This is a genomic window from Bacillus thuringiensis, assembly GCF_022095615.2.
Classification (GTDB): Bacteria; Bacillota; Bacilli; order Bacillales; family Bacillaceae_G; genus Bacillus_A; species Bacillus_A cereus_AG.
In genome coordinates this window covers 159,153-182,428 of record NZ_CP155559.1, presented here as the reverse complement: position 1 = coordinate 182,428, position 23,276 = coordinate 159,153, and the positions used below count along the sequence as shown (strand labels likewise).

Sequence of the window (23,276 nt, the reverse complement as noted above, 5' to 3'; positions counted from 1 at the left end):
TTCCCTCTGAATCAGTTCTTTTTTGTTAAGCCTCTAAATTTTGTCTTTGTTGCAGTTCAAACTGCTTCTCACTTCTTCTGGCCATAAATAGATAACATAACACAGCACCAATTTCACAAAGAGCTATCACAACCCCCATCGGTAATGCGGTGTTGCTTCCACCAATACCTACTAACGGTGCAACAAGTGCTCCTGAAATGAACTGTAATAAACCTAATAAAGCCGATGCCGTTCCTGCAGCCTGTTTCTGATTTCTCATCGCTAACGAGAACCCAGTTGTTGATACAACCCCGACACTTGATACAACAAGGAATAACGAGCATAAAACACCAATTAAACCTATTCCTAGTAAGATTGTCAGTAATAAAGATAGACCACCAATAGCTGCAATAATAATACCGGAAACGAATAATGTTTTCTCATTCACTTTCCCTGCTAAACGGCCCGTAACCTGACTAGCAATAATAATACCGATACCGTTAATCGCAAAGAATAAGCTAAATTGCTGTGGTGATGCTCCGTATATGTTCTGCAACACAAATGGTGAGCCCGAAATGTATGCAAACATCGCCGCCGTTACTAGCCCTTGTGATAATGCATATCCCATAAACAAACGATCCTTTAACAGTTTTCCGTACGTCGCCAATGTCCCTGACAAACCACCTGTTTCTCTTTCTTCAGGAGGTAATGTTTCACGTAATACGAAAGTAGCTGATATTAACATGAATACACTAATTGCTCCAAGAACGATGAAGACACCGCGCCATGTTGTAAACTGTAGCAATTGTCCCCCAATAATCGGTGCCAAAATAGGCGCTGCTCCGTTTACTAACATGAGCAACGAGAAAAACTTCGTCATTTCAGAACCTGAATACATGTCACGTACCATTGCACGTGATATAACAATCCCAGCCGATCCTGAAGCTCCTTGTAAGAAGCGCAATAACACTAAACTCCAAATAGATGGCGCAATAGCACAAAGTAAAGAAGAAGCAACATAAATAATAAGAGCAATAATAAGAGGTTTGCGCCTTCCATAAATATCACTAATTGAACCGACAAATAATTGCCCAACTGAAAGCCCCAGTAAACAAGCTGTCAATGTAAGCTGTGCAAGGGATGCACCTGTTTGCAAATCATCCGTTAATTTCGGTAAAGAAGGCAAATACATATCAATAGATAATGGCCCAATCGCCGTAAGTGTCCCTAGTACAAGAATCATCCATAACCTATTTGTCTTTACAGGTTTATATATTTCGTGATTAACTCCATTCACTTTTTTCGTTCACCCTTTCTTATAAACACTAAATCGTAACAATTATAGTTACAACATAAACATACGTCAAGTATAGTGCATTTTCCTGTTTCATATCGTAAAAAAAAGCGATAGAATTTCTATCGCTTTACTTTTTCAAATTGCTATTTGTAAATTTAGATACGGAAGACATCGCCTCGCCTGTATCTAAATATGTGATTTGAATCGGATCTCCCACTTCTGTAAACATAGCATATGGGAATTTCTTCACAGGTATCATAAATACTTTTTGTTCATTCTCTATCAGTACGTACACAATTGTATTTTCACCTGATTTTTCTTTATATACACGTTGTACAACGCCTTCTTTTTGTGCTTCTTTACCATTTGAAGTCGGTCTAAATGAATCTCCACTTCCGCTCAGCGCATTTTTATAATTCTCAAGTGCTTCTTTTTGCGTCGAACCTGTTGCAAATATTTTCGCATTAGAAGCATAGATAACCGTGTGAGCACGTACTAATCCTCCGTCATCAATAACAGGTACAATCCAAGAAGGTTTACCGTACACGTTATAAATAACCGGCATCGTTCCGTGCCACTTCTCTCTCTTAAAGGAATTATCCACTACTTCTGTAGCAGCCGAACCATCCATAATTCCCTTTACTTCTTTTCCGTTATAGTAATACAACTTACCTGTACGTGCATCAATAAGCGAGTAACCTAGTGCAGAATCTACTCCTTCTTTCGGAGAGGTGAAATCAGTAAAATAATATAACGTTCCATCCTTACCGAAGATTGGTGTAACTCCTTCTTTCGTTCCCCACTCAGTCGGAATCTTCATATCCGTTTGCGAGAATTTTGTATTCCAAAATCCGTGAATATATTTACCGAAATACGTATTTAATGTAGATGCAGTCTCGTGATTTAATACGCCATCAACGAATTTAGGTGCCTTTCCTTTGTCGTATCTTTTCACTTCACCTGTTTGTGCATCTACTACTACAACGCCTTCTACTTCAAATCCAGATCTTCCTGAAATAAATTCACCATACGTCATTGTATAATACGGTTTCCCTTTATCATCCACTTCAAATTTAGGTTTCCCTTTAAAAATTAAATCCGGTTCTGCTTTTCGAACGACACGTTCTAATTTATTACCAAAAAACATGCTTGGCACATATTTCATTTTATAACCAAGGTGCAGTTTCGCTTCCGCATCAGGATTCGTACCTGACATCGTTACGTACCCTGGAATTGTCTCAGCTTTACGCGCTTTAAAAAATCCTGAAACTTCAATTGGTGCTACATATAAGGCCTCGCCATTTACCATTTGTGGCGTTAATTCTCCTAGCTCAAAATAAGCTACTTTCGGAATATCCCCAAATACTTTTTTCATCTTATTCTCCGCTGTCTTTGGCGGCACTGTAAACGGTTGATCATTTTCAGTAAATGGCTCTGAAATATCTTTCTCGATCTTCACAACAGAATCATATTTCGTTTGCGTGATTACTATATCGTGCAAATAACCAAAATAGCCATAACTTGCGAGTAAAACAAACATTAGAAGTCCCTTTAACGTACCTTCTAATTTCCCTATTTGATTTTGTGAAAATAAAACAAGCCCAATTAAAACTGCTACTGCAACGGAATAATGAGTAAGAATCGAATCTGCTCGATCATCGATTAGCCAAAGATATTCGTAGATTGCAATACCTATCCAAAATAAAACAGGAATAACTAAAATGGATGATTTCTTACCCTTTACAACCTTCTCATCCCCTTTCTTATCCACTGCTCGAAGTTTACTACCGCTTCTTGTCCATGGAATCAAAAACAAAGTGAGAATAGCTAAAATTAAAAATTTCATCAAAGGCAATGTCCCCTTTTCTTTTATTTTCCCTTTTAGTATAGCAAATAAAGGGTATTCAGGTAAAAATGGGGATGATTATATTTTTTTACTACTTAATACAATCCCACTCACTACATATAAGATAGATGCAATATAAAAAATGGTGCCAATCGTAAAGAAATCTACTAAATATCCCGTTGCAATAATTGCTAATGCTCCTCCAATCGATGTCCACACATGGTATTTTCCAATCTCATAACCAGCATTTTCTTGCACAACTTTTCGTGCTAACGATGTCTTCTCCGTATTACGCTGCACAGCCCCTAAAATACCCATTACAATTTGAAGAATATATACATGCCATACTTCTGTTGCAATAGGAAAACAAAGCATTAATATAGCCATGGACCAGGCGTATATAATTAATAACTTTCTATCACCTACTCTATCAGAGATTCTTCCAACTAATGGATATACTAGAGCTGAAGTTAAGGAAAATAAACCATACGCCCAACCAAACTGTGAGAAGCTATTCCCAACATTCCGAAGCAATAGAATGTAAAAAGGAAATACCATACTTCCTGCCATCATAATTATGCTTTGTGACGCTACAAATCTTCTATATGTCATTTCGTATACTCCCTATAAAATAAATTCACAAATCTCTCTTCTGGATCTACTTCCTTCTTCTTTTGAAGAAATTCTTCTATACGAGGATATGCCCTCTTTAACTGCTCCTTCGTTGGGTAAGAATAGTACGGTAAATAATAACTACCATTATGCTTTAAAGTAACATCGATCATCTTCCGAATGACATCCTCTGTTTTCCTTATCTCACCCTCTGAGCGTCCCTGATTAATTAAAAGAACCAGCGCAAACATATCATCTTTCGCATAGGATAAAACTGCATTTTCATTCTTTTCCACATAACGAATCGTAATGTTGAGCAAATTCAGCTCTTCTTCGGTTAATGTGTTACGTAAATCATCTATGTATTTTGTGAAAGAATCTACGGGCACAAAGTATTCTTGTAACACTTCTGTCCTATTCGGATTTTCATATTCCATAAAAGCACTATCTGACCTCATAACATTATTTCGCGTCTCATACTTTCCATCTGTACGTTCAAAATAATTTCTTTGTATATCCCAAAACGTATTCTTTCCCCAGTCGCTATAACGCGATAACCCAAGCAAAAATTTCGGTGCAGCTATAATATTTTCTTCCTTTAATTCACTGTACTCTTCCCTCATATTTTGATTTTGTGCCACTGTATAATCTGTCACATACATCTCTTTTAAAAATGAGTTTGGAGCAACAGAAATACGCGCTAAGTGCATACGAACATTTTCATCTTTTTTCACTTTTTCTTTGAAATAAGACGCGTATTCTTTATAATCTAGTACCTTCGTATGCGTTTCATACAATGCATCATCTGTTAACTGTAGCGTCACATCTAAAATCACGCCAAACAATCCGTACCCTCCAATTACATACGGAAACAAATCAGCATTTTCTTCTCTACTTACATTACGCACCGTACCATCTGCCATTAACAACCTAAACGACTCTACTGTATCAATCAATGCTTCATGACGAATATCACGCCCATGTACATTTACACTTAATGAACCACCAACAGTAAAAATGTTTTGAGATTGCATTACTTGAACTGCCAGACCATATGGATTTATTTTCTTCTGAATATCATTCCACGTGACACCGCTTTGAACCGTGATTCGCTTCTTCTTCGGATCAAATTCTAATATTTTATTATATCCTTTCATATCGAGCATCGTACCGTTCGGATAATATGTTTGTCCTCCTTGACTATGTTGCATACCAGCGATAGAAATCTTCTCTCCTGAAACATTTGCATCTCGCACTAATTGTATTAACGAGCGCTCATCTGTAGCACTTTCAACACGTTTTATTTTTGTCGGAAGCAATTTGCCTACATCACTCATAATAGGATGATCAAGTTGTTTTTTATATGTATGTACAGACGTTGCAAGCAAAACGGTATACGCTACAATGACAACTGCTATCTTTCTTTTTTTCAAATGACACTCTCCTTATTAGCAACAAAAAGAGATACCCATTCTTTCAGGTACCTCCCTTAACATTCATTACTTTGCTACTGGTATCTGTATTGGCTCAAACTTTTCGTACGATGTATATTTTGCATTCGTAATAATGTGTGCCTTATCCCTACCATTACTACTCATAATCATATCAATCTTCGCTGATTCATATTTAAAATCTTTTGTAATGATATATTCTCCATCCACTTCTTCTATCTTTGCGTTTTGCGCTTGTAGCATTTTCTTCTGCGTTTCATCCATGCTAGTTAACATACTTTCTGTTTCTTTCCCTTTTAATGTGAACTTCAGTTTGTATTTATCTCCGCTTTTCTCCATCTTCATTTTATCTAACACTACTGCTGGCACTTCTAAATTATCTATAATATCTTGAGTTGCTTTCATCCCACCAGCATTTAATTGCTCCTCTGATACAGATATAACTTCTCCTGTAGCAGGATTTTTCACCTGACCTGCAACTTTACCATCCACAGTATATACTACAATATCCGTACCAGAAACATTCATTTCAGAACGAGAATTCTTTGTCTTTGGCTCTAATTGCATCTTAGCCTTTAATATATCCATCTCTGTTCTCTCAGCTTTTATCCCTACATCATATGTCATCGTTACATGTTCTTCATTTTTAAAAGCTTCGTTCGTTTTCGTGAAAACATCCTTCGCTGCTAATTCCTTTTCTTTTTGAACTGATTCTTTTTTCGGTTCATCCGTCTTTGCTGTTTTCTCATTACTACATCCTGCACCTAACATAACCGCAAATACTAGACTAGAAGTTAAAATAAGTTTTTTCATAATTCCCCCTCCTTCCCCAAAGGATATCATCTATTTCTCTCTGAAATCTATATAATTTTTAATCTCCCTATTTAACTTTATTCCTCTCATAGCAACATTTTTAAAGAACTAGTTAAATATGATGTAATAACAACTCATTTCAGGAGGTCATTATGAAAGCAATAATTTGCACAAAGTATGGACCACCTAATGTTCTCAAACTTCAGGATGTAGCGAAGCCTACTCCCAAAAAGAATGAAGTATTAGTTAGAATTCACGCAACAAGTGTAACGACTGGAGATTGTAGAATGCGCAGCTTTAATAGCCCTCTCTTATTTTGGATTCCTATGCGAATCATATTAGGTTTTAGAAAACCGAGAAAGCCTATACTCGGTGTAGAGTTATCCGGTGAAATCGAAGAAATAGGAACAGATGTAACTCAATTTAAAAAAGGAGATCAAATTTTTGCATTAACAGAGCTTAATGTCGGTGGTTATGCAGAATATACATGTATACATGAAAGTGGATTAATAGCATTAAAACCTACCAATGTAACGTATGAGGAAGCAGCAGTTATTCCCTTTGGCGGAACTTCGGCACTACATTTCCTACGAAAGACCCGTATAAAAAGGGGGCAACAAGTGCTAATATATGGCGCATCTGGATCAGTAGGAACAGCTGCCGTACAACTTGCTAAATATTTCGGTGCAACCGTTACAGCTGTTTGTAGTCATTCAAATTTTGAACTAGTGCAATCTTTAGGAGCTGATAAAGTAATCGATTATACGAAAGAAGATTTTACTAAGCGGGGCGAATACTATGATGTTATATTTGATGCTGTTGGAAAACATAAAAGATCCCTTGGAAAAAAAGCATTAACGCCTACTGGTGTATATGTATCTGTTAATGGCATGATGGCAAAGGTCAGTAAAGAAGATATGTTTCTACTAAAAAAACTAACGGAAACAGAAAATTTAAAACCCGTTATTGATAGAACTTACCGATTAGAAGAAATTGCTGAAGCTCATTTATATGTAGAAAAAGGGCATAAAAAAGGGAACGTTTCGATTACCTTAAAACAAAATATATTCAGAAAATAACATTGACAATTCTTTTTGTAAGATTTACTATTAGTACCATATTAAAAAACTACATACACATACTCTTATCAAGAGTGGCGGAGGGACTGGCCCGATGATGCCCGGCAACCGAGCTTATGACGTATAAGCTAAGGTGCTAATTCCTGCAAAACGAGTTTTCGTTTTGGAAGATAAGAGAGGAACCTATTTTGTCTATTCGGCACCTCTCTTATTTTGAGAGGTGCTTTTTATTTTGTAACGTATATGAAGGGGGACTTATAGATGAAAAAAGTATTATTGAGCATTGTAAGTGGAGCGGTATTATTGCTAGGCGCATGTGGCGCTAATTCTGACAAAGAGGTAAAAGCATTAGATGAGAAAAAGATTACTGTCGGTGTAACAGGTGGACCACATGAACAAATTTTTGAAAAGGTAAAAGAAGTGGCAGCGAAAGATGGGCTCGAAATTGATGTAAAGGTATTTAATGATTATGTAGCACCAAACGTATCCCTAGATGAAAAAAGTCTTGATGTAAATAGCTATCAAACGAAATCTTATTTAGACGTATTTAAAGCTGAACGTAATATGAAATTAACGGAAGTATTTTCAACAGTAACATTCCCTATGGGCGTATATTCTAAAGACATAAAAGATGTAAAAGACTTAAAAGAGGGTGACGCAATCGCTGTACCAAATGATCCAACGAATGAACTTCGAGCTTTAAAACTATTTGAAAAAGCAGGTGTTTTAAAAGTGGATCCAAAGGCTACAGAAAAAGCTACTGCGAAAGATGTAATTGAAAATCCAAAGAATTTAAAGATTGTTGAATTAGAGGCATCTCAATTACCGACACAACTAAGTGAAGTGAAAGCAGCTGCAATTAATACAAACTTTGCATTAGGTGCAAAATTAAGCCCTGCGAAAGATTCTATCTTCCGTGAGGGAAAAGATTCACCATATGTGAACTGGGTCGTTGTTCGTACTGAAAATAAAGATGATGCTGTTGTAAATAAATTAAAGAAAGCCTATCAATCTAAAGAAGTAAAAGAATTTATCGAGAAAAAATTTGATGGTTCAGTTTTACCATCTTGGTAGGAGCTGACGATAATGATTGAATTAAAAAATGTATCCAAAGTATTTACAACAAAAAAAGGGAATGTAGAAGCTCTTAAACCTACTTCCCTTCAAGTAAAAAAGGGCGAAGTATTTGGAATCATTGGATATAGTGGCGCTGGTAAAAGTACATTAATTCGATGTGTAAATTTATTAGAAAAACCAACGACAGGAAATATTATCGTAAACGAGAAAGATTTAACTACACTGTCGACAAAAGAATTAGCAAAAGCGAGACAAAAAATTGGAATGATTTTTCAAGGGTTCAACTTACTTAAAACCGTTACCGTTTATGAAAATATTGCATTACCTTTACGCCTATCGGGGCTTCCCAAAAATGAAATTGAAAAAAGGGTAGAAAAGTATTTACGTATTGTTGATCTTTTTAATCGAAAAGATTCATATCCAAGTGAACTTTCTGGCGGCCAAAAACAACGTGTAGCAATCGCTCGTGCACTATCTCATGAACCTGAAGTGTTATTAAGTGACGAAGCAACGAGTGCTTTAGACCCCGAAACAACTGAATCTATCCTTGATTTGTTATTAAAGATTAATGAAGAAATCGGGATTACAATTTTATTAATTACACATGAAATGAATGTCATCCAGCGTATATGTGACCGAGTTGCTGTTATGGAACATGGAGCAGTAATCGAAAGTGGGACTGTGAAAGATATTTTCACCAATCCACAACATATAACAACGAAGAAATTCGTAAATAGTGCATTTGCAGCTAAAATTCCAGAAGAGGTACAAAAAGAACTACAAAGAACCGGAGAAATCGTAATACTTTCATTTATAGGAAACTCTTCTGGCGAACCAGCATTAGCTATCGCTACAAAACGTTTTCAAGTGTATCCAAATATTTTATCCGGTAATATCACACAGTTAAAACATGAAGCATATGGGAAACTAGTCATTCATATGCAGGGTGAAAAAAATGAAGTAGATCGCGCTTTATCATTCTTACAAGAGCAAGGGATCATCGTAGAAGGAGGTAGAACAGATTATGGGAAACAAGTCCTTTTTGGATGAATGGGGTAAAGTCATATGGGAAGCAACAATCCAAACATTTCAAATGACATCTATTTCACTATTCATCTCTATCCTTATTGCACTGCCACTTGGTGTCACACTTGTTTTAACGAGACCTGGTGGACAGCACGAAAATAAAATCATTTATCCTATTCTTAATACCGTTATTAATATCATTCGCTCTCTTCCATTTATCATTCTACTATTCTTCATTTTACCTTTCACAAAGTTTCTAATGGGAACATCCATTGGTGTACAAGGTGTTATCGTACCACTTGTCGTATTCACGGCTCCTTATATTGCACGATTAATGGAGACAGCTTTATTAGAAGTGGATCGTGGTGTTATTGAAGCGTACCAAGCAATGGGCGTTTCTACTATAAAAATCATTTGGCACGTTATGGTGAAAGAAGCTCGTCCCTCCCTTGTACTTGGCTTAACAATTGCAACGATTGGTTTAATCGGTGCAACAGCAATGGCTGGACTTGTAGGTGCTGGCGGTTTGGGTGATTTAGCGTATCGATTCGGACATTTACGCTACGAACCTGAAGTAATGTATGCAACAGTCTTTATTTTAATTATCCTCGTTCAAGGGTTGCAGTCTTTAGGAAATGGTGTTGCACGAAGATTGAAGAAAGATTAAAAAAGAAGGTATCTCACCAGGGTGAGATACCTTCTTTTTATCCCTCTATTTGTGGGCAGTAAGCCCCCACCTCAAAATTCAGCGGAAGAAAAGAAGTTAGGTGGGGAATCCACTGCCCGTAAAATCCCGATTGGTGAGGGTTAATAATCAGTGGGGGATGCCCCCCACTGATTAAAGTTTCACTTTATCTTTTAAATCCACCCTCTGAATGAATAACTTGTCCCGTAATCCACTCTGCTTCTTCACTTACTAAAAACTTAATAAGTCTTGCTGCATCCTTTGGCTCACCAATTCTGCCAAAAGGAAACATTGGTTTTAATCCTTGCTTTATCTCTTCATTCATCCACCCTGTGCTAGTTGGTCCTGGATTAATTGCATTCACTGTTATTCCTAAATGGGCCACTTCCGCCGATAACGTACTAGTAAGAGCATCAATAGCTCCCTTCGTTGTTGCATATGCCAGTTCTCCTGCCATAGGCCCTTGAAATTGCCCCGAAGTCATATTCACAATTCTACCACCGGATTTCTTATCAAATCCTCGGGCAAATTGACTACTTAACAACGTAGTCGCACGAACATTTACCATGTAATGCTTATCCAGATCTTCAGCAGTCAAATTAGAGAAGTCATTATTTGTAGAATACGCCGCATTATTAATTAATATATGAGGGTAACCCAGTTGTTCAGTAACTTTATTTATAAGCTCTTTCGGTGCATCATTCTGAGTTAAATCTAACTCTATACTCGATACTTTCACACGGTTTTTTAATAACTCTTCTTTTAATTGTATTTGTTCACTTTGATCAACGCCCCAAGGCATCTTTTTATCGTAAGCTGTCCAATATGTAAAAAATATATCGTATCCTACTTCAGCTAATTCTTTACAAATCGCTGCGCCTATACCATCTAAACGACTTACACCTGTAACAACTGCTACTTTATGTTTTAATTGATTCATCATATACTCCTCCAATTTTAAAGGACGCATATTTTATATAAGAGATATGAATTTCCCCACATAAGTATCTATCCTTACAAAGGGGATGTACAAGCCAACTACGCAGTCCTTGCATGATTTACAGATAGCTAAATAACCCCTCACTTATGAGAGAAAAATTCATCTATCTAATTTCTAATCATTACAAGTTCATCCACATATTGAGTCCTTGTCTCCTTTCCATATATCTCTATTTCTATCATACCAATATGATGTAATATTTCAAACGATAAAAAAATACAAACCACCATTCCATTCTAAACTTCTATCCGATTTTATTATATTGAAATATTTAAACAATTAAAACAATCAGAAAAAACACTGGTAAATTTTTACTAACTTTTTTATAATATAACGTGGGGCTAATGTGAGAGTTTAGTTTTACACAAATAGGGGGAAGAAACATGTCAAAAAAATTACTTTCTTTATTTTCTACAATAATTGTAGCAGCTTTTGTAATAACTGGCTGTGGTCAAAGTGATACGACAAATAAAGAACAAAAAGAAAATGCAGCCAAAGAAAACAAAACAGAAAAAACGGATTCAACGAAAGAAAAGAAACCTGAAGAAAAGAAATCCGAAGACAAGAAAACTGAAGATAAAAAGACAGAAAATATCGCTACTAGCTCAGGCGATTATTCTAAACTTATTTCCTACATGGAAAAAGAAACAGGCGGGAAAACAAAAGTTCTTTTTGAAAATAAGGAACCACAAGTTCATAAAGCTGAAGATGTTTCAGTATCAATGAACAGTTATACATTAGTTGAATTAAATGGATTCCATACGGCCTTTAACATTCCATTTAACCGTCAAACAGAGGGCGGAGTCATTCTTGTGAACTATAGCGTAAAAAATAGTTCAGCTAAAGATATTTATTATATGCCAACATTGGACATGTCATTTACTGGTGCGCAGAAAGTATATAGTAACTATAAAGACTTAATTCCAAAAGAAGATCAGCTACCAACTAAGCTTGCTCCGACGAATGATTACTTAGTAAAAGCAGGAGAAACTATTTCTGGTTATATCGCGTATCCATTCGGAAAAGATGATCTAGCAAAAATTTCAAGTCTCTCAACAGTCTCAGTAACAATCCCAACTGCTCAAGCTAATAAAGGAAAATTCGATGCTCCAATCGGAAGCCCTGGAAGCTTTTCATTAAGCTTAAACAAACAAGGTGCTGAAAAGGTTTCAGCAGATAAAACTTTCTACCAAGATAAAGCTACAGCTAATAACATGGGCGATAAAAAAATGTTAAAAGAGAAATCAAGTATTAATAACAGCCAAGAATTAGGCGCTGTTATTGTTACATTAGATGGATACCAATTCACTCAATTCACACCAAATTCCGTCGAAGCTCCACGCTTTGCAAGTTTCAAAAATGGTATTGTTCTATTAACAGTGAATTTTAAGCTTGATAACAAAGATGCTCAAGACGTTTCACTATCTCCTATAAGCTCTACATTGAGAGTGAACGATGGTACACAATATACGATTAACGAAGGTATGCTATTAAATTACGACTATAATGCTGCAGTCAAAACAGGAACGTCTGGGGAATTACTACAAGTATATATTTTAGATCAAGAGCAGTATGAAAAGATCTGGAAAGACAAAAGCTTTGAGATTGAGTTAGGACCTATGAGAAATAAAGAGGCTAAAGATATTTCACAAGGTAAAAAAGTTAAATTTACATTACCTAAATAAATTACTAAATATATAATAGAAAAGGCATATAACATATGATTGTTATATGCCTTTTCTATTTTTATAAAGAACAAAACTTTAATTTAAGTGTATACATTTACCATTACCTATTCGTTGTATAAGTGTAGGGAGGAAAAATGATGGGAAAAGAAAATATATTAACCTCCTACCTTATCAATTTAGGGGAGGAAGTGTTCAAACTACTACTAGTGAAAGGGGCTATCAAAGAAGATGCAGAAGACATCATCCAAAATACTTTCTATAAAGTATACACATTGCTAGATAGCTTAACGGAGGATAACATACGTCCATGGTTTTTCAGAGTCGCATTAAATGAATACATTGACTTGAAGAAAAAAAAAGAGCAACAGAACATCCATTTAACTGAAGAGATTTATTCAAAATTACAATATACAGACCGAGAATTGGATGCTGTTTTAAATAAACATGAGATTTTCTATCTATTAAAAGATATAAAACTAGAATATAAAGAAGCTTTCTTTTTAAAGTATTATTACGATTTTACATATGAGGAAATCGCCCTAATACTAGATATTCAAGTAAACAGCGTCAAACAAAAGTTACATCGTGCACGTAAGACCATTCATTCTAAAGTAGGAGGAAAAAATTAATGGATACTTCTTTAAAAAATGCGTTGAAAAAAGCTAAAAGGAAACAGTTACTTAAAATCATCTTTACTTCTATTATCGTTGTAATCATGCTAATCCCTATCATTTATAAAGTGGGCAATTACTTCGCAGCGAAAGGCTCTATGAGGCTTCACGAACAACTCTTTTTACATAACGCAATTGCAGAGCCGAATGTACAAATTGATTCTCAAGTAACGAGTAGTTCATCTATGTTTGGCGGCAATATTACATCAAATCGTTCTAAAAATATTAATGGTTACGTAGTGCGATGGAATACACTGACAAGCCCTTACGATTGGTTTCGCTCTAACATCGATTACAATGAGTTAATACCAGGAACTCATTGGGGTAGGTCTAATACAGAGTCTTATAATTACGATAAACAAACGAAAAATAAAGTTGCTACATTTTATAATCCGGCCATCAAGGAATATTACGATGGAGTCAAAAATGAATTAAGTGCAGTTTCCAAAATGGAAAACTATGTTGCGGAAGTCGCTATCTCTTTCAATCAACCTTATACATTAAAAGAAATTCAAACAAAAATACCAGATAACTTAAATATCGTATGGCTATATATGGTCTCACCCATTAGAGATGAAAGCGGAGGACCTGCCGGTATGCCAGTTTACGGATTTGAGCCAGGAACCCCTCCCGAAGAATCGTACAAAGGTTTCTTTGATTCCCTTAAACAATACAATGATGGGTATGACAAGGACATTCAAAAATTTTTAAAATCAAACGAAAATAAACCATTCGATCAAGTGAAAATTTTAGGTGTTATGCTAACAGGAAAAACGGAAAACTTTAAGGCATTAGAAAACCAAGACTTTATTCGCGGTGCTTCTGTAGGGGTGACTGCGCAAGTTGTTCCTTATATAAAACCGGAGAAATAATAAGGAGCGCCCAAATAAACTTAAAGAACGTACATGAATCTGTTTACTACGGGAGTTATCCAATACAATAGATAGCTCCCATCCCTCATTTATTGCTCAACTTTCAAAAATAAACTTCACAATATTTTATGTGCAATTTTATAAATAAAAAACCAAGAATTTGTTCACATTATATCCATTGTGAATCTTCTCACAATGGATATATAATAAACTTGTAAATACAATATTGGAGGGATTTCAATGGTTATCAATTTTTTAAGAACTGATAAACGTGCTACTTTCATATTATTACTTTTACGGCTTTACATAGGATATGCATGGCTCACTGCTGGGATAGGTAAAGTTTTCGGACAATCCTTTGACGCAAGTGGTTTTCTAAAAGGCGCTATCGCTCAGGCGTCAGGTGATCACCCTGCTGTACAAGTTTGGTGGGCAGATTTCCTTCAACACTTTGTTCTTCCAAATGCAGATCTATTTAGCTTTTTAGTTCAATGGGGCGAAGTTTTAGTAGGTCTAGGTTTGATTTTAGGCGGATTAACAAAAACAGCTGCATTTTTCGGAATCATAATGAACCTTTCATTTTTATTAAGCGGAACTGTTAGTGTAAATCCAAACCTGCTTATTTTAACTATGTTCATTTTAGTTGCAGGACAGAATGCTGGACGTATTGGATTAGATGGCTATGTTTTCCCTAAACTTTTCCGTAAAAACAACCATGAAACATATAAATTAAGTAAAACTGCGTAGTAACAGTTTACTTTTAAAATATAAATAAGAAAAAGAGCCTACGTATAGGCTCTTTCTTATTTACTCTAAATCTTATAGTCATTTAAATCTTCTCAGTAATGATTTAAACGCAGTTTACAACAAGCTGACTCAGTTGCACAGCAAAAACACCTGTGCCAATATCCATTATATAGTACTAAAAATCTTTCATACTTTCTCCAAGAATATAGTGTGAAAACCACATCAAATTCTGCTTCATAATGGCCACATGAATTCCTGGCTGATTAGAACTATATGCCATTCCTTTAAATATCATTAATTCTGTATCAACTTCCATATCTCTTAACCCTTGATGTAGCTCATATGCATTTGTAATTGGAATTCTTGCATCTTTTTCCCCATGTTGAATTAAGGTAGGCGTACAAGCTGATTTAATATATGTCATTGCTGATGTTTTCTTATATATCTCTGGATCATTCCATGGAGTATCTCCTAAATACATTCTAATAAAGTAAGGGATATCTGTATGTACATAATGAGTACTCCAGTTAGTAATTCCGCCCCCCACCGAAATAGCTTTAAATCTACTACTAAATGTAGAACAGAAAGCTGATATATATCCCCCATTACTCCATCCCATTACTCCTACTCTATCTTTATCTACAATCCCTTCTTCAACTAGTTTATCCACTCCAGATATCACATCCTCATAGTCAGCAATTCCTTGTTTCCTATGGTTTGCTTTTAAGAATTCATTACCATAACCAGAACTTCCCCTGTAGTTTGGTTCTAAAACGATAAAGCCTTTTTCAACAAACTGTTCAATCGGATACTTCTCATTAAAACAGTCTGAAAATATCGGAAAGGAGGCCCAAGCCGGGCCACCATGGATTACTACTAATAAAGGATATTTTTTATTTGCTTCAAACTCTACAGGGGTTGATAAAACACCCTCTATTTCAAGGCCATCACTACTTTGCCATGAGATGATTTCCCTGTTACTTTTAATCTTGCTTTCGAAAAAGCTATTTTCATTCGTTATTTTTTTATCATCCAAATAGATTTCAAAAGTTTCATTTGTTATAGCCTTATTATAAGCTATATGGTTTCCATCCATTGTTATAAAGGCATCCATTATAAAGCCATCTACTTTGTCACTTAACATTTCCACAGTGCCATCCTCACATAGCAATCCAATACAGTAATTCGTTTTATCCTGCCATCGAATTAAAATTCCTTTAGCTGTCCACTGTAATGGCATAATCGTACTATCAAAATCTGTTAAAGGGACAATTCGTTCTCCAGCATTCAGATCATATATCTCTAATGTACTCTCTTGTATATGGTTTTTATAGTAATCCTTCTCTCTTATGCTTGCTGAGTAACATATTTTGCTGCCCTCAGGAGAAAAACAAACACTCCCTCCCAATAACTTATCTGTATTCATCTTTTGTAGTTCCTTAGATTCAACATCTAATATGTATAGATCACCATTCATATGATCATTTAGGCTTGGTGTAGCCATACATACAACCTTTTTCCCATCATTTGAAATATCAAAATTATGTATATAAAAATCCTTACCATCCGTTAGTTGATAAACACCGTTAATCTCGCGTTCCTCTTTATCATTTTGTATCACTTTTTTTATTTCAATGTAATATAAACAATTGTTCTGGTGTTCCTTACCTACATGTTGAAAATCTCCATATAGTTCCTTACGTTTCTTTATTTCCTCACATTCTTTTGACTGTGCAATATAATAAAAACCTTTACCCGTAGGATCCCATTTGAATGTACTGATCCCTTCTTTCTCATCAGTAATTTGAACCCTATCATAACCATCCATTGACTTAACAAAGATCTGATTTTCCCCATCACCAACAGGGCTAAGGTATGCGATATCCCTAGAATCTGGGGACCATATTGGGCATGTACTATCTATATTCATATTCGTTAATGGATAACTCTGCCCTTTATCTGTTTCATATATCCATACATGATTTCTATATGTATTGCTCTTCCAGTTAGCTGTTCTCTTAACAAACGCTACGTTTTTTCCGTCATCGCTTATATTTGTACTTGATAAGGTCGGTAATGAAATAATCTCTTCTATACTTAAATATGTTTTTTCATTCACTTTCATTAATACCCCCTTGTAATGTCTATAAATCTCTCGTCTCTTTTTGTAGTAATAAAGGAAATTGTTCACGAATACTTAAAATGATAATAGAAAATTCAGATAAATAAAAGTAGTTTTATTCCAAATCCGATAAAATAAAGTGAAACTTTTATTAGTAGTGTTCTGTCCATCTCCCTCTATCCACTTTTCAATTTTAGATATTCTTTTTCGACACAAAAGTACCCCTTTAGATAACATATCTAAAGGGGCACAAATTCATAAATTTATTTTAAAGCCATAACTATATTTATTAACTTATCAATCTCCTACTCAACCGTAACAGACTTAGCTAAGTTACGCGGCTTATCAACATCACACTCGCGGTGAAGTGCTGCGTAGTATGAGATAAGTTGAAATGGAATAACTGCTACTAGCGGTGCTAATGCTTCGTGTACAGCTGGTAATACGAAGCTGTCACCTTCCATTTCTAAGCCTTTCATTGAGATGATACATGGGTTAGCTCCGCGTGCTACTACTTCTTTCACGTTACCACGAATTCCAAGGTTTACGTGCTCTTGTGTAGCAAGTGCGATAACTGGTGTACCGTTTTCGATTAAGGCGATTGTACCGTGTTTTAATTCTCCTCCAGCAAATCCTTCTGCTTGGATGTAAGAAATTTCTTTTAGCTTTAACGCGCCTTCTAAACCTACGTAAAAGTCTACGCTACGTCCGATGAAGAAACAATTACGCGTTGTTGCTAAAAATTGTTTTGCTAATGCGTCCATTTCTTCTTTTTGATCACAAAGTTCTATCATTGCATTTGCTACAAGTCCTAATTCGTGTGTTAAATCGAAATCAAGAACTTCGCCTTTTGCTTTAGCAATGTCCGCAGCTAAAATTGAAAGTACTGCAAGTTGTGCTGTGTAAGCTTTCGTTGATGCAACTGCAATTTCTGGTCCCGCGTATAACGGAAGTGTATAATCAGCTTCACGAGAAAGCGTAGAACCAGGTACGTTTGTAATCGTTAATGCTTTATGACCCATTTCATTTGTTTGTACAAGTACTGCACGGCTATCTGCAGTCTCACCACTTTGTGAAATGTAAATGAAGAATGGTCTTTCTGTTAATAATGGCATGTTATAAGAGAATTCACTTGCTACATGCACTTCAACTGGCATTTTTGCAAACTTCTCGATAAATTGTTTTCCAACAAGACCTGCATGATAACTTGTTCCACATGCAATGATGTAAATACGATCGCTATCTAAAATCGCATTACGAATGTCTTGATTTAATTCAATCTCGCCATTTTCATCTTGATACTTTTGAATTATATTACGGATTACAAGTGGTTGCTCATCGATTTCTTTAAGCATGAAATGAGGGTATGTTCCTTTTTCAATATCACTTGCGTCTAATTCCGCTGTAAACGGTGCACGTTCAATCGTTTCACCTTGTAAGTTTTTAATTGTAATACTTTCTTTCGTTACAATTACGATTTCTTTATCCATTAATTCGATAAATTGATCTGTAACTTGTAACATCGCCATAGCGTCGCTCGCCACAACATTAAAGTTGTCACCAACACCTACTAATAGCGGGCTTTTGTTTTTAGCAACATAAATCATGTTTGGATTTTCAGCATCAAGTAATCCGATTGCATAAGAGCCATGTAAAAGAGATAGCGTATTACGGAACGCTTCTTCTACACTTAATCCTGTGCTCACTTGTTGTTCCATAAGCTGTACGATAATCTCTGTATCAGTTTCACTTACGAACGTTACATCTTGTAAATATTCTTTTTTCACTAATTCATAGTTTTCAATTACACCGTTATGAACTAGTGTAAAGCGTTTTGATGTACTTTGATGCGGATGCGCGTTTACTTTGCTTGGAACACCATGTGTAGCCCAACGTGTGTGACCGATTCCCACGCTTGCTGCTACGTTCACATCTACGATTTCGCGAAGTTTTGCAATACGACCTTTTTCTTTGTATACAACAACACCGTTCTCTGTTTGTACTGCAATACCTGCTGAATCATATCCACGATATTCTAGCTTTTCTAAACCTTTTAATAAAATTTCCTTTGCATCTTGCTCTCCAATAAATCCTACGATTCCACACATGTTTAGTCGCCGTTACAAATGCTTACATTGCTCTGCGAACATGTAACGACATAGTCCGATACCATTTTTATTTATACTAAAAAACGGATTACATATTGCTAGCCCTGTAAGCTTGTAACGGCTTTCACCTTCCTCTCGATTGGGTTTAAGTCCGTATATACTTATACAGCTAGTTTTCATCCGTTCCTTTTCTCTCATCACACTTTCACCTTTGTCCACTAAGTCACCTTAATGATTTAAGTAACAGCTTGCGGTTGTGATGAACAACCGGGAGTCATCCGCCGAAATCTCGATAAACTCCACCTCGTCAACTACACTACTTGTAGTTCTGGCGCTTCTATAATTTACAATATTTCCTTTGAGAAAAAGAACAAGACCATCTTATAACAAACATGGATAAACCGTCAATGAAATTTTTTTCATCGTCTATAAAACATATGAAAAAGGAGCACTTCTTGTGCTCCTTTTCAATAAATTTATCTAATTATTCAGCGCCAACTTCAGCTTTCACAACTTCTACAATGCGATGTACATACGCGTCACAAACTTCTTGTGTTGGTGCTTCTGCCATTACACGAATAAGTGGCTCTGTTCCAGATGGACGAACAAGAATGCGGCCATCACCGTTCATTTCTTCCTCTACAACACGAATAATTTCTTTAATTTTTTCATTTTCTAATGCTAGTTTTTTATCTGTTACACGAACGTTTACTAGTAATTGTGGGAATTTTGTCATCTCACCTGCAAGCTCAGATAATGGTTTTTTCGTCATTTTCATGATGTTTACCAGTTGAAGTGCACTTAACATTCCATCACCAGTTGTAATGTAATCAAGTAAGATAATATGCCCCGATTGTTCTCCACCTAAGTTGTAACCACCACGCTTCATCTCTTCCATTACGTAACGGTCACCAACTGCTGTTTTATCACTTGTGATATTGTTAGCTTCAAGTGCTTTGTAGAAACCTAAGTTACTCATAACAGTTGAAACGACTGTATTATGCTTTAGTTGACCAGTTTCTTTCATGTACTTCGCACAAATAAACATAATTTGATCGCCATCAACGATGTTTCCTTTTTCATCTACAGCAATTAAACGGTCACCATCACCATCAAAGGCAAGACCGATATCAGCGCCTTTGTCTTTTACTAATTTAGCTAATACTTCTGGATGCGTAGAACCTACTCCATCATTAATGTTCATGCCGTTTGGTGAAGTTCCCATTGTTGAAATATCAGCCTCTAAATCCGCGAATAAGTATGGAGCTAAAGAAGACGTAGCACCATGCGCACAATCTAAAGCGATATGTAAACCAGAGAAATCTTCCTCTACAGTTTGTTTAATATATTGTAAATATTTTTGGCCGCCTTCAAAATAATCACTCACTTGTCCAAGATTCGTACCTGTTGGACGTGGTAATTCATCAACTTCTTTGTCTAATAAAGCTTCGATTTCTGCTTCTTGCTCATCTGTTAATTTAAAGCCGTCTGAACCGAAGAATTTGATTCCGTTATCCTCTACTGGATTATGAGATGCAGAAATCATAACACCTGCTTGTGCGTCTAACGCTTTTGTTAAATAAGCAACACCTGGTGTAGAAATAACACCAAGGCGCATTACTTCTGCTCCAGTTGATAATAGACCTGCTACTAAAGCTCCTTCTAACATATGTCCTGATATACGTGTATCACGGCCGATAATTACTTTTGGACGATCTGTATCTTTTGTTAATACATAACCACCAAAACGTCCAATTTTGAACGCTAATTCAGGTGTTAACTCCTGGTTCGCAACCCCACGTACTCCATCTGTACCAAAATATTTACCCATTATGATTCGCTCCTTTTTCTGGCTCTTTTTGATTATCTACTGTTGGCTCTTGACTAGTTTCTTTTTCTTTATTTTGTTCCTGTTCCTTTTCCTTTTCCGGGTCAGGCTTATGTTCAGGTTCAGGATTTTTTGGTTTTTCAGTTTGATTATCTTGGTTATTATTTGAATCTGGTTTTTCACCGTTACCCTGTACTTCTTTATCTGGATTTTCTTTCTTCACAATTGTGACTTTAGCACTTTTTTGCTTTGGCTCTATTGAAATATTACCAGGACCGCTCACTTGAATAGAAACATCCTTCGTCCCTGGAGATACATTTTGCAGATTAATCGCTGCTGTTATTTGAGCAGCTGTTATTTTATCTACTATACTTGTTTCTCCTGAAATATCAACGCTTATCTTCCCATCTTGCGGCGAAAGTAGCTGGGCCGTAACATCTTTAGAAAGTCCATTTTTTTGAATTGATATACCATCAATCGTTCTTGTTTTCGTTTGTTTTGCTTTTTGCACGCCTACTGAAACCTTCACTTGATTCGGTTGTGCACTTGTTACACCCTTTGGCAATAAAACAGAGGTATCGAATGTTGTAGACTCTGTCAATTGACTAAGATCTACTTCGACCCCCTCTATCGATTGTATATTATCCAATATATCTTTTGGACCTGCTATCGTTACTTCTCTCGGTTCAACACTAATATTTGTAACAGCCAATCCTTCTGGTAAACTCCCCTTTTTCGTATACGTTACAGGAACAGTTTTTTCAGTATTATTGGCCGTTGCTTGCGTCGCCACATTCAATGTTACACTAATTTTAGATGGACTCGTTCTTACATTTAAACGTTTTCCTTCTTTATTGTATAATGTAACTTCGGCTGTTTTTGTAACAGTTTTATTAACACCTTTTAAATCAATATACGCCTTAGCAGATGAAATACTTTCAATTTCTTCTTTCGTCCCAACTACCTCAACAGTATCAGGTTTAATGTTTGATTTTTCTAGAGTAGAACCTGCTGGCATTTGATCCTCATTTGATAATTTTAAGTCTACATGAACGTATTTTCTAGCTTTTTCATGTAGAGTAATTTTAATTGTTGATGGCTGAACTGTTCCTTTCACATCATCTGGAAGCCCGTTCGTTTTCAAAGAAACTTCATAAGTTCCTTTTTCGCTATCTCTCAAATCAACTGGTATATCAAATTGTTTTTTTGCTTTTGCTGTAGCAACTGCTGCTTTTGGGCCCTCTAATTTCACCTTAACGCCCTCTGACGGAATACCACTTACAATATATTTCTCTTCATCATACTTAAGGTTAATAGCATAATTAGTTAATGTTTCTTTCGCATCATTTGCAAAAGGTAGTATCCCCGATGTCGTATTTTTTTCAGTTAAAGTCGCTGACATAAAAAGCATACACGCCAATAGTAATGAGATCCCTTTTAAAAACCAATGATTCTCCATTAACTTATCCATGACGCTTTCTCCTCCAATTCCATAAAGACGAAGAAGTCGTTTTTTCGCTCGCACTAAATTCAGCTAACAACATATCTTTCAGTTGTTCTGTCTTCAAATCACGATGCAACTTACCATTTTTCGTTAAAGAAATTTGACCTGTTTCTTCCGACACAACTACTGTAATACTATCAGTAACTTCACTAACTCCCATTGCAGCGCGATGCCTAGTTCCTAACTCCTTAGAGATAAAAGGACTTTCCGATAACGGAAGATAACAAGCTGCTGCTTTAATGGTACTTCCTTGCATAATGACTGCTCCATCATGAAGAGGTGTATTAGGAATGAAAATATTAATGAGTAATTCCGATGATACGTTTGCATTTAGCGGAATACCTGTTTCCACATAATCACCCATACCGGTCTCTTTCGACAAAGTAATTAATGCACCAATTCTACGTTTCCCCATATATTCCGTTGCTTTCGCTATCGCTGTTGCAACGATTTCAGGTTCATCATCCTCATGAGTTCCAACACGCGAAAATAAACTCCCGCGCCCTAGTTGCTCAAGTGCCCTTCGCAATTCTGGCTGGAAAATAATAATAACGGCTAAAAATCCCCACGTTAATACTTGCTCAGTCAGCCAATATAGCGTATGCAATTCAAGGAAAATACTGATCATCCGAACGACAATAATAACTGTAATCCCTTTTAAAAGTTGAACAGCTTTCGTCCCTCGGATTATGAGAATTAGCTTATATATAATAAACCATACAACGGCAATATCTAATACCGTACTAAGATATTTCAAAATGGTCGTATCTTCAAAAGGCATGCTAACCCTTCCTCCTACTTACGAGCAATTCTATCCATATATTGAAATATTGTTTTATGCTCTATCTGTATGTATTTCCAACAACTAGTT

At 35.9% G+C, this 23,276-nt stretch carries 20 protein-coding genes and 1 riboswitch; of the genes, 8 read left to right on the top strand and 12 right to left on the bottom strand.

Annotated features, from left to right (window positions below; all coding sequences use genetic code 11):
* Window positions 1-25 precede the first annotated feature (25 nt).
* The 5 genes from KZZ19_RS01045 to KZZ19_RS01025 form a co-directional block, all read right to left on the bottom strand.
* Complete coding sequence (locus KZZ19_RS01045) at window positions 26-1,276, bottom strand: multidrug effflux MFS transporter (protein ID WP_044440642.1); 1,251 nt, start codon at window positions 1,274-1,276, stop codon at window positions 26-28.
* Between the two features lie 127 nt (window positions 1,277-1,403).
* A complete protein-coding gene (locus tag KZZ19_RS01040; RefSeq protein ID WP_237982641.1) occupies window positions 1,404-3,122 on the bottom strand; it encodes a DUF3981 domain-containing protein in 1,719 nt (572 codons plus the stop codon).
* A 78-nt stretch (window positions 3,123-3,200) separates the two neighbouring features.
* A complete protein-coding gene (locus KZZ19_RS01035) occupies window positions 3,201-3,734 on the bottom strand; it encodes an MFS transporter (protein WP_237982632.1) in 534 nt (177 codons plus the stop codon).
* A complete protein-coding gene (locus KZZ19_RS01030) occupies window positions 3,731-5,167 on the bottom strand; it encodes an FAD-binding oxidoreductase (protein WP_237982631.1) in 1,437 nt (478 codons plus the stop codon). The genes KZZ19_RS01035 and KZZ19_RS01030 overlap by 4 nt, the downstream gene beginning before the upstream one ends.
* 66 nt (window positions 5,168-5,233) lie before the next feature.
* The gene (locus tag KZZ19_RS01025) at window positions 5,234-5,998 is read right to left on the bottom strand and encodes a hypothetical protein (protein WP_237982630.1); all 765 of its coding nucleotides are present in this window, start codon (window positions 5,996-5,998) and stop codon (window positions 5,234-5,236) included.
* Between the two features lie 152 nt (window positions 5,999-6,150).
* Here KZZ19_RS01025 and KZZ19_RS01020 point away from each other — a divergent pair, with 152 nt between their 5' ends.
* The 4 genes from KZZ19_RS01020 (at window position 6,151) to KZZ19_RS01005 (ending at window position 9,847) form a co-directional block, all read left to right on the top strand.
* Window positions 6,151-7,077 (top strand): NAD(P)-dependent alcohol dehydrogenase, encoded by a 927-nt coding sequence (locus KZZ19_RS01020; protein WP_237982629.1) that lies wholly within the window; start codon window positions 6,151-6,153, stop codon window positions 7,075-7,077.
* A gap of 62 nt (window positions 7,078-7,139) precedes the next feature.
* A riboswitch (SAM riboswitch) is annotated at window positions 7,140-7,254 on the top strand.
* An 84-nt stretch (window positions 7,255-7,338) separates the two neighbouring features.
* Window positions 7,339-8,151 carry a MetQ/NlpA family ABC transporter substrate-binding protein gene (locus KZZ19_RS01015; protein WP_131934686.1) on the top strand — a complete coding sequence of 271 codons (813 nt, stop codon included), beginning with the start codon at window positions 7,339-7,341 and terminating at the stop codon, window positions 8,149-8,151.
* Window positions 8,152-8,163: 12 nt separating this feature from the next.
* Window positions 8,164-9,204, top strand: a complete 1,041-nt coding sequence (locus KZZ19_RS01010; protein ID WP_237982628.1) for a methionine ABC transporter ATP-binding protein — start codon at window positions 8,164-8,166, stop codon at window positions 9,202-9,204.
* The gene (locus KZZ19_RS01005; protein ID WP_088094859.1) at window positions 9,179-9,847 is read left to right on the top strand and encodes a methionine ABC transporter permease; all 669 of its coding nucleotides are present in this window, start codon (window positions 9,179-9,181) and stop codon (window positions 9,845-9,847) included. The genes KZZ19_RS01010 and KZZ19_RS01005 overlap by 26 nt, the downstream gene beginning before the upstream one ends.
* Window positions 9,848-10,031: 184 nt before the next feature.
* Here KZZ19_RS01005 and KZZ19_RS01000 read toward each other — a convergent pair whose 3' ends face one another.
* The gene (locus tag KZZ19_RS01000) at window positions 10,032-10,808 is read right to left on the bottom strand and encodes an SDR family oxidoreductase (protein ID WP_237982627.1); all 777 of its coding nucleotides are present in this window, start codon (window positions 10,806-10,808) and stop codon (window positions 10,032-10,034) included.
* A gap of 440 nt (window positions 10,809-11,248) precedes the next feature.
* On the opposite strand from KZZ19_RS01000, the gene KZZ19_RS00995 reads away from it, so the two are divergent.
* From KZZ19_RS00995 to KZZ19_RS00980, 4 genes are all read left to right on the top strand, one after another.
* Window positions 11,249-12,550, top strand: coding sequence for a DUF5068 domain-containing protein (locus tag KZZ19_RS00995; RefSeq protein WP_237982626.1), 1,302 nt, complete (start codon window positions 11,249-11,251; stop codon window positions 12,548-12,550).
* A 140-nt stretch (window positions 12,551-12,690) separates the two neighbouring features.
* A complete protein-coding gene (locus tag KZZ19_RS00990; protein ID WP_237982625.1) occupies window positions 12,691-13,182 on the top strand; it encodes an RNA polymerase sigma factor in 492 nt (163 codons plus the stop codon).
* Window positions 13,182-14,096, top strand: coding sequence for a sigma factor regulator N-terminal domain-containing protein (locus KZZ19_RS00985; RefSeq protein WP_237982624.1), 915 nt, complete (start codon window positions 13,182-13,184; stop codon window positions 14,094-14,096). The genes KZZ19_RS00990 and KZZ19_RS00985 overlap by 1 nt, the downstream gene beginning before the upstream one ends.
* Before the next feature lie 240 nt (window positions 14,097-14,336).
* Window positions 14,337-14,843 (top strand): DoxX family membrane protein, encoded by a 507-nt coding sequence (locus tag KZZ19_RS00980; RefSeq protein WP_088094861.1) that lies wholly within the window; start codon window positions 14,337-14,339, stop codon window positions 14,841-14,843.
* A gap of 175 nt (window positions 14,844-15,018) precedes the next feature.
* Here KZZ19_RS00980 and KZZ19_RS00975 read toward each other — a convergent pair whose 3' ends face one another.
* The 6 genes from KZZ19_RS00975 to cdaA form a co-directional block, all read right to left on the bottom strand.
* Window positions 15,019-16,968, bottom strand: a complete 1,950-nt coding sequence (locus tag KZZ19_RS00975) for a S9 family peptidase (protein WP_237982623.1) — start codon at window positions 16,966-16,968, stop codon at window positions 15,019-15,021.
* Window positions 16,969-17,270: 302 nt separating this feature from the next.
* A complete protein-coding gene (glmS, locus tag KZZ19_RS00970; RefSeq protein WP_237982622.1) occupies window positions 17,271-19,073 on the bottom strand; it encodes a glutamine--fructose-6-phosphate transaminase (isomerizing) in 1,803 nt (600 codons plus the stop codon).
* 12 nt (window positions 19,074-19,085) lie between these two features.
* The gene (locus tag KZZ19_RS00965; protein WP_033659100.1) at window positions 19,086-19,271 is read right to left on the bottom strand and encodes a hypothetical protein; all 186 of its coding nucleotides are present in this window, start codon (window positions 19,269-19,271) and stop codon (window positions 19,086-19,088) included.
* 286 nt (window positions 19,272-19,557) lie between these two features.
* Complete coding sequence (gene glmM / locus KZZ19_RS00960; protein WP_088094875.1) at window positions 19,558-20,904, bottom strand: phosphoglucosamine mutase; 1,347 nt, start codon at window positions 20,902-20,904, stop codon at window positions 19,558-19,560.
* On the bottom strand, window positions 20,897-22,372 hold the full coding sequence (locus tag KZZ19_RS00955; protein ID WP_348638018.1) for a CdaR family protein: 1,476 nt from the start codon (window positions 22,370-22,372) through the stop codon (window positions 20,897-20,899). The genes glmM and KZZ19_RS00955 overlap by 8 nt, the downstream gene beginning before the upstream one ends.
* A complete protein-coding gene (gene cdaA, locus KZZ19_RS00950) occupies window positions 22,365-23,186 on the bottom strand; it encodes a diadenylate cyclase CdaA (protein WP_048528662.1) in 822 nt (273 codons plus the stop codon). The genes KZZ19_RS00955 and cdaA overlap by 8 nt, the downstream gene beginning before the upstream one ends.
* Between the last annotated feature and the right edge of the window lie 90 nt (window positions 23,187-23,276).

What these genes read in the sequence shown, in the direction of transcription:
- KZZ19_RS01040 (WP_237982641.1), bottom strand. Translation starts at nt 3,122, where the DNA reads ATGAAATTTTTAATTTTAGCTATTCTCACTTTGTTTTTGATTCCATGG.
- KZZ19_RS01035 (WP_237982632.1), bottom strand. Translation starts at nt 3,734, where the DNA reads ATGACATATAGAAGATTTGTAGCGTCACAAAGCATAATTATGATGGCA.
- KZZ19_RS01025 (WP_237982630.1), bottom strand. Translation starts at nt 5,998, where the DNA reads ATGAAAAAACTTATTTTAACTTCTAGTCTAGTATTTGCGGTTATGTTA.
- KZZ19_RS01020 (WP_237982629.1), top strand. Translation starts at nt 6,151, where the DNA reads ATGAAAGCAATAATTTGCACAAAGTATGGACCACCTAATGTTCTCAAA.
- KZZ19_RS01015 (WP_131934686.1), top strand. Translation starts at nt 7,339, where the DNA reads ATGAAAAAAGTATTATTGAGCATTGTAAGTGGAGCGGTATTATTGCTA.
- KZZ19_RS01010 (WP_237982628.1), top strand. Translation starts at nt 8,164, where the DNA reads ATGATTGAATTAAAAAATGTATCCAAAGTATTTACAACAAAAAAAGGG.
- KZZ19_RS01005 (WP_088094859.1), top strand. Translation starts at nt 9,179, where the DNA reads ATGGGAAACAAGTCCTTTTTGGATGAATGGGGTAAAGTCATATGGGAA.
- KZZ19_RS01000 (WP_237982627.1), bottom strand. Translation starts at nt 10,808, where the DNA reads ATGATGAATCAATTAAAACATAAAGTAGCAGTTGTTACAGGTGTAAGT.
- KZZ19_RS00995 (WP_237982626.1), top strand. Translation starts at nt 11,249, where the DNA reads ATGTCAAAAAAATTACTTTCTTTATTTTCTACAATAATTGTAGCAGCT.
- KZZ19_RS00990 (WP_237982625.1), top strand. Translation starts at nt 12,691, where the DNA reads ATGGGAAAAGAAAATATATTAACCTCCTACCTTATCAATTTAGGGGAG.
- KZZ19_RS00985 (WP_237982624.1), top strand. Translation starts at nt 13,182, where the DNA reads ATGGATACTTCTTTAAAAAATGCGTTGAAAAAAGCTAAAAGGAAACAG.
- KZZ19_RS00980 (WP_088094861.1), top strand. Translation starts at nt 14,337, where the DNA reads ATGGTTATCAATTTTTTAAGAACTGATAAACGTGCTACTTTCATATTA.
- KZZ19_RS00975 (WP_237982623.1), bottom strand. Translation starts at nt 16,968, where the DNA reads ATGAAAGTGAATGAAAAAACATATTTAAGTATAGAAGAGATTATTTCA.
- glmS (WP_237982622.1), bottom strand. Translation starts at nt 19,073, where the DNA reads ATGTGTGGAATCGTAGGATTTATTGGAGAGCAAGATGCAAAGGAAATT.
- KZZ19_RS00965 (WP_033659100.1), bottom strand. Translation starts at nt 19,271, where the DNA reads ATGAGAGAAAAGGAACGGATGAAAACTAGCTGTATAAGTATATACGGA.
- glmM (WP_088094875.1), bottom strand. Translation starts at nt 20,904, where the DNA reads ATGGGTAAATATTTTGGTACAGATGGAGTACGTGGGGTTGCGAACCAG.
- KZZ19_RS00955 (WP_348638018.1), bottom strand. Translation starts at nt 22,372, where the DNA reads ATGGATAAGTTAATGGAGAATCATTGGTTTTTAAAAGGGATCTCATTA.
- cdaA (WP_048528662.1), bottom strand. Translation starts at nt 23,186, where the DNA reads ATGCCTTTTGAAGATACGACCATTTTGAAATATCTTAGTACGGTATTA.